Origin of the sequence: Kamptonema animale CS-326, from assembly GCF_028330895.1 — a bacterium.
Lineage (GTDB): Bacteria > Cyanobacteriota > Cyanobacteriia > Cyanobacteriales > Microcoleaceae > Kamptonema > Kamptonema formosum.
The window spans coordinates 1-10,791 of record NZ_JAQMUA010000139.1; the positions used below are offsets into that span (position 1 = coordinate 1).

The 10,791-nt window shown below is 41.8% G+C and carries 11 protein-coding genes and 1 pseudogene; 8 read left to right on the forward strand and 4 right to left on the reverse strand.

All coding sequences use genetic code 11. The features are described 5' to 3' along the window. A pseudogene (locus PN499_RS08425) lies at positions 1 to 324 on the reverse strand (peptidase S8); the annotation flags it as partial. A gap of 235 nt (positions 325 to 559) precedes the next feature. Here PN499_RS08425 and PN499_RS08430 point away from each other — a divergent pair. From PN499_RS08430 to atpC, 4 genes are all read left to right on the forward strand, one after another. Beyond that, positions 560 to 982, forward strand: a complete 423-nt coding sequence (locus PN499_RS08430; protein WP_272031349.1) for a hypothetical protein — start codon at positions 560 to 562, stop codon at positions 980 to 982. 108 nt (positions 983 to 1,090) lie between these two features. Further along, positions 1,091 to 1,828: a rubrerythrin family protein gene (locus PN499_RS29570; RefSeq protein WP_334311665.1), complete on the forward strand. Its 738-nt coding sequence runs from the start codon at positions 1,091 to 1,093 to the stop codon at positions 1,826 to 1,828. 498 nt (positions 1,829 to 2,326) lie between these two features. Then, positions 2,327 to 3,775: a F0F1 ATP synthase subunit beta gene (gene atpD / locus PN499_RS08445; RefSeq protein WP_272031351.1), complete on the forward strand. Its 1,449-nt coding sequence runs from the start codon at positions 2,327 to 2,329 to the stop codon at positions 3,773 to 3,775. Between the two features lie 246 nt (positions 3,776 to 4,021). Beyond that, complete coding sequence (atpC, locus tag PN499_RS08450; RefSeq protein ID WP_272031352.1) at positions 4,022 to 4,429, forward strand: ATP synthase F1 subunit epsilon; 408 nt, start codon at positions 4,022 to 4,024, stop codon at positions 4,427 to 4,429. 300 nt (positions 4,430 to 4,729) lie between these two features. Here the strand turns inward: atpC and PN499_RS08455 are convergent, their stop codons facing one another. Next, positions 4,730 to 5,137, reverse strand: a complete 408-nt coding sequence (locus tag PN499_RS08455; protein ID WP_272031354.1) for a DUF4359 domain-containing protein — start codon at positions 5,135 to 5,137, stop codon at positions 4,730 to 4,732. A 109-nt stretch (positions 5,138 to 5,246) separates the two neighbouring features. Then, positions 5,247 to 6,206, reverse strand: coding sequence for a M48 family metallopeptidase (locus tag PN499_RS08460; protein ID WP_272031355.1), 960 nt, complete (start codon positions 6,204 to 6,206; stop codon positions 5,247 to 5,249). Positions 6,207 to 6,335: 129 nt separating this feature from the next. Here PN499_RS08460 and PN499_RS08465 point away from each other — a divergent pair, with 129 nt between their 5' ends. Both PN499_RS08465 and PN499_RS08470 read left to right on the forward strand, forming a co-directional pair. Further along, on the forward strand, positions 6,336 to 6,875 hold the full coding sequence (locus tag PN499_RS08465) for a Rieske 2Fe-2S domain-containing protein (protein ID WP_272031356.1): 540 nt from the start codon (positions 6,336 to 6,338) through the stop codon (positions 6,873 to 6,875). A gap of 135 nt (positions 6,876 to 7,010) precedes the next feature. Next, positions 7,011 to 7,562 (forward strand): 1,2-dihydroxy-3-keto-5-methylthiopentene dioxygenase, encoded by a 552-nt coding sequence (locus PN499_RS08470; protein ID WP_272031357.1) that lies wholly within the window; start codon positions 7,011 to 7,013, stop codon positions 7,560 to 7,562. 30 nt (positions 7,563 to 7,592) lie between these two features. Here the strand turns inward: PN499_RS08470 and hpsP are convergent, their stop codons facing one another. Further along, positions 7,593 to 8,816, reverse strand: coding sequence for a hormogonium polysaccharide biosynthesis glycosyltransferase HpsP (gene hpsP, locus PN499_RS08475; protein WP_272031358.1), 1,224 nt, complete (start codon positions 8,814 to 8,816; stop codon positions 7,593 to 7,595). Between the two features lie 96 nt (positions 8,817 to 8,912). Here hpsP and PN499_RS08480 point away from each other — a divergent pair, with 96 nt between their 5' ends. Both PN499_RS08480 and PN499_RS08485 read left to right on the forward strand, forming a co-directional pair. Beyond that, the gene (locus tag PN499_RS08480; protein ID WP_272031359.1) at positions 8,913 to 10,202 is read left to right on the forward strand and encodes an AAA family ATPase; all 1,290 of its coding nucleotides are present in this window, start codon (positions 8,913 to 8,915) and stop codon (positions 10,200 to 10,202) included. After that, a complete protein-coding gene (locus tag PN499_RS08485) occupies positions 10,195 to 10,668 on the forward strand; it encodes an RloB family protein (protein WP_272031360.1) in 474 nt (157 codons plus the stop codon). Before PN499_RS08480 ends, PN499_RS08485 begins: the two co-directional genes overlap by 8 nt. The last annotated feature ends 123 nt before the right edge of the window (positions 10,669 to 10,791 follow it).

Genomic DNA, 10,791 nt, shown 5'->3' on the forward strand with positions numbered 1-10,791 from the left:
GTCTAAGGCACTATAGACGTAGTTGGGCTCGATGTATTCGGTATCTTTGGCTAATTTGGATTTTTTCAGGGCGTTGAGGAGGGTGCGATCGCCTCTGACCACATATACATTATCGGCTGCTGAGAATTCGCTATTAAGTTGGGGGGAGACACCGTACTGAGAAGCGATCGCGCTTACCTCTCTGGCGATCTCAGCACTACCTACGTCTTCCCGGAAGTCAAGCACAATGCTATCGTAGGTGCCGGATGTCGCCAATCCTGAGAAGTTGGAAATCGTCCAGCCCAGCCCTATTAAAAATAAGCATAGAAGGAAAAACTTTTTCATGGTAAATAGTCCATGTCGGGGGGGTTTGCTCACCAGAATAACCCAAGTTTACTCTATGAGACAGGAATGTTGCACGATAGTTACATAGGACTTACGCACTCTCTAGCATTTTCTGTCATCGCATAGCCTGTGCGTAGCCGTTACCACCTGCAAGCAATCTCAAACGTTAATTTTTGGCGATCGCTGTGTAAGTCTTGTTACAGACAAATCTCAAATCCTAAATCTAAAATCAACAATGGAAAGAGGTCTAATGTGGCTGCCACTGCTGGCAGTTTTTATCTGGTTAGCTTGGGCTGGTTGGAATGAGTATCAAAAAGTGGAAGCTTATCGCATCTGGGCGCAGCAGTTTGGGAAGGTGAAGTACGATATTTATGCAGTGCTTGGTCAGAATGGGGATAGTTTAACTTGGGGGAAACCGACTCGAAAAGGCCCTGTGAATTTGCAGACATTTTCTTTGCAGGATGTAGATTCAATTGAGTTTTTGGTTAATAATCAATCCGTTGATTTGCAAAAGCTGCCAAGTTCGGGACGCGATATTGCTTTGGGATTTTTGTTTAAAAACGCCTCTGTTGTGCGAATTCCATTTACGGAAATTGACTTAGCTGCTGAATGGGAAAAACATTTGCAACAGGAATTAGAACGGTTAAAATTAGGGTAAAGAAAGGTGAGTTTTAATTGTTTTTTGTACATTCCTGGTAAAATCAAACCACAAGGGCAAAGAAAGTTTGCCCAGAGATGGCAAAACTAACCTAAGAGAGGAACACTTATGAGTTCAGACTTATCTCCTGAAATGGATTTGTCCAACTCCAACACTCTGAAAAATCTCGAAGCCGCCTTTGGTGGCGAATCGATGGCGAATCGCAAATACCTGTATTTTGGAGAACTAGCGAATAAGCTGGGATTTAAGGAGTTATCTAAGCTGTTTAAAGAAACTGCTGCACAGGAAACAGAACACGCTTTCGCTCACTTTTCTTTACTGCATCCAGAATTAAATGTAGCAGATCCAGAGGGTTTATCTGATGCCCAAAAACAGGAAATCATGGCTCGTTGTCTGTCTTTAGCGATTGAAGGTGAAACCTACGAATATACCACGATGTATCCTGATTTTGCAGCGGATGCGGTGCGCGATCGCGACGGCATAGCAGCAGCAGAATTTGACTCTCAAGCCAAAGAATCTGCCGATCATGCTTACATTTTTAAAGAAGCGGCTCACCGTTTTGGGTTGTTGAAATACATCGAAAACTATCATGCCGATCGCTACAACGATGCGCTAAGAGTATTGCAGGGAGGGCAAGCTGATACGCGGGTTGTTGGTGAAGATCCTACTACTCGCAAATGGATCTGCAAACAGTGTAGCATGATTTACGATCCAGTGGTTGGCGATCCCGATTCAGGGATTGCTCCGGGAACCCTTTTTGAAGATATTCCTGATGATTGGGTTTGCCCAATTTGCGGCGCAGAGAAGAAATTATTTACGCCTTTTGAAGAAAAAGCGGCGGCATAATTAGCGTGTTTTTTAGGGTGGGTTTTTTGCCTACCCTAAAAGTGTTAGAACTTACGCAACTGGCACAGATGGTAGGGTGTATCAGCACCTGAAATCTCATGAGAAGTTATATAACTTTCTCTAACCTACCCTACCATTTTCTTTTAACTACTGAAAAATTTAGGCAACAAGCAAACCCTAAAAAATTTTAAGCTCAAATTGTTTAAATATCAATGCTTCCTTTTAGGAATTTGCCGAGCAAACTTTCCCTCAAAACTGGTTCCACCCAAAACCGAGATCCCTAACCTCTACAAAATCCCCAAAAAATCCCCCTCAACACTTGACAAAAAACACAATTTCCCCATCACGCCCAAAACTCCCCCAAAAATCATTACTCAAACTTGTAGCGCAAACTACGGGTTTTAAATTGAACCACGCAATCCTACAATAAAGGATGGCATTACTAAATGTTAAGACTGTTTCCGATCGCGGAAAAATAGCATACTAAAACAGGTACTCATGGTATCCACCGCAGAAAAAACAAACGTCGGCTACATCACCCAGATCATCGGCCCCGTTGTAGACGTAAAATTCCCCACCGGCAAACTGCCGCAAATCTATAACGCCCTCCAAATCTCAGGCAAAAATCAAGCAGGTCAAGATATTTCCATCACCTGCGAAGTACAGCAACTCCTCGGCGACAGCCAAGTGCGGACTGTTTCTATGCTCTCCACCGATGGCCTAGTGCGCGGTATGGAAGTCGCAGACACAGGAGCTCCTATCCAAGTACCCGTCGGCCCCGCCACCCTCGGCCGGATTTTTAACGTTATCGGCGAACCTGTAGACAACCTTGGCCCCGTCGGTGCTTCGGAAAGATTACCCATCCACCGCAGCGCCCCCGCTTTCACCGAACTGGAAACCAAACCTTCGGTATTTGAAACTGGTATCAAAGTTATTGACCTCCTCGCACCCTACCGTCGCGGTGGCAAAATCGGTTTATTCGGTGGTGCAGGTGTGGGCAAAACCGTGATTATGATGGAATTGGTGAATAACATCGCCAAGGCTCACGGTGGTGTATCAGTATTTGGTGGTGTGGGCGAACGCACCCGCGAAGGTAATGACCTCTACAAAGAAATGATCGAATCAGGGGTTATTAACGAAGAAGACCGCAGCAAATCCAAAATTGCCCTAGTTTACGGTCAAATGAATGAGCCACCTGGAGCTCGGATGCGTGTGGGTCTATCCGCTCTAGCTATGGCTGAGTACTTCCGTGATGTCAGCAAACAAGACGTGCTGCTGTTCATTGATAATATCTTCCGCTTCGTGCAAGCGGGTTCTGAAGTGTCCGCTCTACTTGGTCGGATGCCTTCTGCTGTGGGCTATCAGCCAACTCTGGGCACTGACATGGGTGACTTGCAAGAACGGATTACCTCGACTAAAGAGGGTTCCATTACTTCAGTACAAGCCGTCTACGTACCCGCAGATGACTTGACTGACCCTGCACCGGCGACAACTTTTGCTCACTTGGACGCTACTACTGTGCTGTCTCGCGGTTTAGCTTCTAAGGGAATTTATCCAGCAGTTGACCCTCTGGATTCTACTTCGACGATGTTGCAACCTGCTGTCGTTGGTGAAGATCACTATGGGATCGCTCGTGCTGTGCAAGCTACTTTGCAACGCTACAAGGAACTCCAAGATATTATCGCCATTTTGGGCTTGGATGAGTTGTCTGAAGACGACCGTTTAACAGTAGCCCGCGCCCGTAAAATGGAGCGTTTCTTGTCTCAGCCTTTCTTTGTGGCAGAAGTGTTTACCGGTTCTCCTGGTAAGTATGTGAAGCTCGAAGAAACGATCAAGGGCTTCAAGATGATTTTGTCTGGTGAGCTCGACGCTCTACCCGAACAAGCTTTCTATCTCGTTGGCAATATTGACGAAGCGATCGCCAAAGCTGAAAAGATGAAAGCTTAAGCTAATGGTTAACGGTTAACTGTTAACTGTTAACTGTTAACTGTTAGTTGTTGGTTGTTGGTTGTTGGTTGTTAATGGTTAGTTGTTGGTTGTTAGTTGTTCTTAGAATTAAAGATAGCTAATGACAATTTCATTAACAAAAATAAACTATTAACCACTAACAACTAGCTAACAACTAGCTAACGACTAACCACCAACTACCAACGACTAACCATTAACCAATAACAACTAACCAATAACCAATTTATGACATTAAAGGTGCGCGTAATTGCCCCAGATAGAACTGTCTGGGATTCAAGTGCTGATGAAGTAATTCTGCCTAGCACTACTGGTCAACTAGGTATTTTAAGCGGTCACGCTCCTTTGCTGACAGCTTTGGATACTGGCGTGATGCGCGTGCGTCCCGGTAAAAACTGGGTGGCGATCGCACTCATGGGCGGTTTTGCAGAAGTCGAAGAAAATGAAGTTACTATCCTTGTCAATGGAGCCGAAAAAGGCGAAACCATTGACAAAGAAGCCGCTCGTACAGCTTACGCTGAAGCCGAAGCCCGTTTCCAAAAAGCTGATACTGGATCGGCCCAAGAAAAAATTCAAGCCAAGCAAGCTCTGAAACGAGCAAGAGCACGTTTTCAAGCCGCAGGTGGCATGATTTAACAAAGTTTGAATTATTTCCCAAGTTAGCCCCTGTTGAAGATAACGGGGGCTTTCTGGATTATGCAAGACTAACCACGCGATCGCTCTAACGAGAGTTATGGGACTTACGCTCATGGCTCCAGAAACCGGGTTTTTGAGAGCATCTGTGGGTAAAAACGAAGTATTTTCGTTAAAAAACCCGGTTTCTGTGGTTGGGTGCGTAAGTCCTGAGTTAAACAAATTCAAAGCCCAAATAAAGCACAAAATACTAAGATCAAAATTAGTAGAACTAAAGCTAATGTAAAGGTATTTTTTGTTCTCCTATTTAGCAGCAATAGTTAAGAAATTACCAAAAGCTCCGATTGTATGGTACTTTTTACCCACAACTTCAGTGGTGTAAATACTGAAGATGATTAGATTTTGGCGGTGCGTTGAATTGTCAATTAAAAGTTCTATAGTACCGCGTTCCGAAGTTAGTACACTTTTACAAGCGCCAACTAAAGTTTCTGCAAAACTGCCTAAAAATTCAGGTACGCGAGACTCTTTGCACATAGACTTTTGCAGTTCTGTTGCCATTGCGCCTGAAGCATAACTGAGGTATTCTTCTCTGGGAGGATTAGTAAATCCCATCACCACAGCAACAATCGCCAGTACGATCGCGCCTTTCCCAAGATTGTGGCTAGAATTAGATGTCTCTTTGCGATCGTTAAAATCTTTATCAGTAATCATTTTTACCTTGCCTAGTTAAGTTGTACTTTTTTAGACTACACATCTCTGAAGACATATTTCAGAATTCAGATTACCCATGACAATATCCGTTAAATCAGCTAGTAATTCCTCAGCGCGACTTATAACGGTTAATCTCGCGTTGTAACTCCTCAATTTCACGCCGCAGCGCCTCCGTTTCGCTGCTTGGTTGCTCTGATTTCACATCAACTGCACCTTCAGATACCGCCTTTTTATAGTTTCCCAAGCGAATTTGGCGGTATTCTTCAGAATTTGCCCAATCCCGGAGATAGCGCAAGCGTTCCACTGGAAAAGGATGGCTCAGCATCGCACCCTGTCCGCCATTGTAGAGTAAAAATTTATAGACTTGGTTGAGGTTATCTTGGTCTAGGTCTTGATAGTTATCAGATTGGCGAATAAACTCCTGCAAACTGCATTCGTGAGCGTATTTAGTGCTAACTCCCGAAATTTTCATCATCGTATTCATTACGCAGTTAATATCATCTGTCACTAGCAAAGCAGCACGATCTGCTGATAATTCTGCCTTCCGCCGCCACTCATAAAAGGCGAAAATTAAACCGCTACTGACGATATTTCCGATACCAAAAGTAACTTCACCTATCATTGAGGCAAGGTTCATCGCCCACATCGCCATTTGAGTTAAAATTGGATGACCGCACTTAATATGTCCCAATTCGTGAGCGATAACTGAGCGCAGTTCTTCCTCATTTACTAAATCTAAAAGACCCGTATTTAATACAATATAGGGATTGTTTTTTCCGAGAGCATAGCTGTTAACTTGGGGATTTTGGGAAACAAATAAAGATGGCTCTGGGAAGATATCTAAATCTTGTACGCATTCCCTAAATATATGATAAATGCTGGCATATTGGCGCGGCCCAACTTGAATGCTATTGCCCATTAGATAAACAAATTGCGGCCGCTCATAGACAAATTCTACAAATTGGCTGGCAATCATGTCAAATCCAGGGACGCTGCGTAAGGCTTCTTCTGCTTGTCGGTCGAGGGGATGCCGAAAAGCTTCGCTAGAAATTCCAGGGTAGGTAGGCATGATCGAATTTGGGAAATTACATTAAATATATCTCACTCTTGCCTCGATCCAGCTATAATTATAAAAATTAGGGTTAAATATTCTTGAGAAAGATTAACTAATTTATAGAGAAGGCTAAAGGCTGAGGCGATGACAAAAAATCGGCGGCAATTCTTGCAATACATGGTGACTGGAACGGCGGGAAGCGTGGCAATTGGGTGGCTTTTTCCCGCAGCTAGTCAAAGCGAAAATGTTGACCTGGAAAAGCTCTGTTCTTCGTTTCCCTATAATTCCCAGTGTGAAAATTATTTGCCGGGAGTAAGAGCCGCAGACATTGAGGGAAAACCAATTGAGGTTTCTGAATTCCTTGCTGATGCGAAAGCTGGGATTCCTGTACTGGTGAAAGGATTGCCAAAAGTTGCTTATTTGGTGATTAATGAGGGGCCAAAAATTGCGGAATATGGCATCAATCCTGTGTGTACACACTTAGGTTGTACTGTAGAGTGGAAAGCAGAGCGATCGCGCTTTGAGTGTCCCTGTCACGGTTCTCAGTTCGACTCTCAGGGACAAGTGACTAAAGGCCCAGCGAAGCGTTCCCTACCGCTGGTGACAGTGGTAGTCAAGCAAAACCAAATCCGTTTGGTGGAAAGAAAACCTGCGACCGATCCGCGCGAAAAAATTAAAAATTAAAAATTAAAAGTTCCGAAACTAAATTCTAGCCGTTGCTGACAAATGTGCCAGATATCAGTTACAATTGTTTTCCTGGTAGAGGCGCAATTCCTCGCGTCTTTCGATCGCGTCTAACCGACAATTGGGAGGTGCAGTATGGCTATTTTACGATTACAAGACGGTACAACTTATACTGACCTGAGCGACATTTCCCGCGAACTCGCTCAACTTAATATTCAGCTTAACCGCTGGCCGGTTGGTGAAAATCCAGAAATTCGCAATTTGCTAGCACAAGACGTGCTTAACGACAGCGAGAAAGAGCAAGTTCTAGAAGCTTTAGATGGCTATTTTGAAGAACTGAAGCAAACTGCTGGCTATCATTCCCGCGATTTAATTGTACTGCATCCAGAAATTCCCAATTTAGATACTATGCTATCTAAATTCGATCGGTGCCACACCCATGCTGATGATGAAGTCCGCTATATTGTAGCAGGTGAAGGCATTTTTGGGTTTGTGCGTCCCGGCGGCGACCAAGTGGAATTGACGGTGCAATCTGAAGAATATATCAACGTTCCTGCTAATAGCGAACATTGGTTTTATTTAACACCTAGTCGCCGGATTAAAGCTATACGCTATTTTAATGGTACTGAGGGTTGGGTACCGGAGTATACCGATACTGAGATTCGTTCTAACTTAGCGACTGTTTAGAGTTTAAAGCTATTAAGAAACTGGGTAATATTAAAAATTGCCCGGTTTCAAAATTTGTTGATAAGCTTGGATGGTTTGCTGCGCGATCGCATCCCAACTGTAATGCTTTCTCGCATACTCTCTCCCGTTTAACCCCCGCCGTTTGCGCTCGTCGACATCTAGGAGTGCTATGGTAATTAGAGATGCGATCGCATCCACTTCCAGAGGCCCAACCCAACCCGCTTCAGCTTGCTGTATATCTTCCCAAATATGCACGCGCTCGGAGATTACTACAGGCGTACCAGCGGCCATCGCTTCAGCTACAGCAATACCAAAGTTTTCATAATAAGAAGGTAGCACAAATAAGTCGGCATTTTGCAATAAATATGTCTTGATTTCTCCTGTAACAAATCCTGTCATTATTGTATGTCTTGCCAAGGGTGAATTGTCTATTTGTTCCTTAATTTTCATCTCATAATCTGCATCTTGGGGATTAGAACCCGCAAGGATAAAGTTAAATTTGATTCCTTGTGCTAGGATTTTTTCTAGTGCGGGAATCAGCAGATTTAATCCTTTTTTAGGTTCAATCCGGGACATAAATAATATTTGAGGAATTTGGGAATCGCCTGAGTTGATATTAAACTGGTTATGAATAGGTAATTGTTCAGACTTAATGGATGAATTTTCTGCAAAATTTGTGACTCCCAAGGGAATGATTAAATCTTGGGTTGTTGATAATCTATTTTTAGATATACCAAATCTTTCTGAAATTTTTGCCTCTTGTTTACTGGTGAAGTGAATAGCAGCCGCGCCTGCTAAATTAGGTCGTTCTAACAATGCTGCATAAATTTGTTTAAGTTGTTTTTTCTTGCGTAAATCTGCGGGGTCAAGCATACCGCAGGGACGGATAATATAGGGGAGATGATGATATCTCGCGATAGTTGCAGCGGCGGTACTTACTGGTGAGAATAGAGCATGAATATGGGCTAGATCGAATTCTTTAATATGGTTATTTAACCATTGCAATAAACTCAGAGAAAATTTATATCTACGGAAGGGAGAACAACGGAAGTAAATAATGTTATATCCCTCTTGCTGTATTGGTTGATTTAGGGGAACATCTAAGGGATTTTGGTCGATATCTCCGTTAGAATCTGTGGTGAGAATTGTAACATCAATACCTTGGTTTGCAAGGGCGGCTGATAGTCCGAGTACCATTTGACTAGGGCCGCCGTAGACGAGGGAAATTGAGGGGACGATTTGAAGGATTCGCATTTTTTAAAATCTGTTGATAGGTAGTACCGGTTGTGCTATTATAGAACAGCTAGTAACATTTACAAATTATGTTCGTTTTTATTCTCAGGAAAATGTATGTTAATCGGATTCAGCATTGGCAACTACAAATCCTTTAAAGATATTGTTACCTTCAGCATGGTAGCTTCGCCGATTACTAGCGAAGACAAAAAGGTTGATGAAAATAATGTATTTGAAGTTAACGAACAACTAAAATTATTAAAAAGTGCAGCAATTTATGGGGCGAATGCAAGTGGCAAGAGCAATTTTGTAGCCGCTATTAACTTTATGAGATCCTTTGTTCTGAACTCATCGAAAGAAGGACAAATTTCAGAACCTATTGATGTTGAACCTTTCCGGCTAAGTACACAAACAGAAAAAGAACCATCTTTTTTTGAAATTGTTTTTCGCCTAGATAGAAAAATATATAGATACGGGTTTGAGGTGGATACAAAGGAAGTTATTTCTGAATGGCTATTTTATCGGCAGAAAACAAAGGAATTTAAGCTGTTTGAACGTGAGTTAGATAATTTTCAGCTTACCACTGCTTTTAAAGAGGGTAAAGGAATCACGAATAAGACTAGAAATAATGCTTTATTTCTCTCCGTTGTTGCACAATTTAATGGTGAAACGGCAAAGAAAATTCTGATGTGGTTCAGAGGATTAAATGTAATTTCTGGGCTTGACGATCTAGGATATCGCGATTATACAATCCATAGTTTTGAGGATAATCATCATAAAGATGCTATTCTTAGATTAGTCAAAAAATTAGATTTGGGCATTGATGATATTCAAATTGAAAAAATTCCTATAACTGAAGCATTATTACCAAAAATTTTGCCTGAAGAGTTGCGGAATCTTATCCTACGCTCCCATGAAGCTGAGATAAAAGCAATTAAAACAGTTCATTTAAAATACAATGCTGAAGGGCAACCAAATTCGATTGAACTTTTTGATGTTGAGGACAATGAATCAGAAGGAACTAAAAAGTTGTTCTATTTAGCAGGCCCTTTGATTGAGACATTAAAAACAGGAGAGATTTTATTAATAGATGAACTTGATTCAAGATTTCATCCATTAATTACTTGTGCGATTATCAGTCTATTTAATTCTAAGGAGACTAATCCGAACAACGCACAACTCATATTTACAACACATGACACAAATCTACTCAGCAACAACTTGTTTAGAAAAGATCAAATATGGTTTACTGAAAAATACAAGCATGGTGCAACTCATCTTTATTCGTTGGTAGAGTATAAAATAAGTAAAGATGCTTCTTTAGAAAAAGATTATATTCGTGGAAAGTATGGGGCAATCCCTTTTATTGGTGACTTAAGCCGTTTGATAGGTCAAATTAATGAGTAATAAACGTTCATCAAAAAAACGAGAAAAAGGATCGTCCCAAAACTCATATAATACCTATTTTAATAGGTCTGTTGAGACAAAAGAACAGAGAAAATGGTTTTTAATAGTTTGTGAAGGAGAAAAAACTGAACCTAACTATTTCAAAAGCTTTCCGGTAAACAAAGAGGTGATAAATCTTGATATTCAAGGAGACGGTTTAAATACGATAAGTCTAGTAGAAGAAACAATCAAGTTGAAAAAAGAGGGAGAATATAGCGCTGATAATAATGACGAGGTGTGGTGTGTATTCGACCGCGATTCATTTCCTCGACAAAACTTTAATGCTGCTATAACTCGTGCTCAAAGCAACGACATTAAAGTGGCTTATTCCAATGAGGCTTTTGAACTTTGGTACTTGTTACATTTTAATTATTATGATACTGCGATGTCTCGTAAAAACTATAAAAGTATGTTATACCAATTTTAAATGAAGTTGCATAGAATAGAGATACTGTTTAGGGATCGTTAACTATGGCACGCCAACTGATACTGGCGATCGCAGAAAGCCCAGAAATTCTGGAGCAACAACTCAAAAATAGCCGCACCGCCA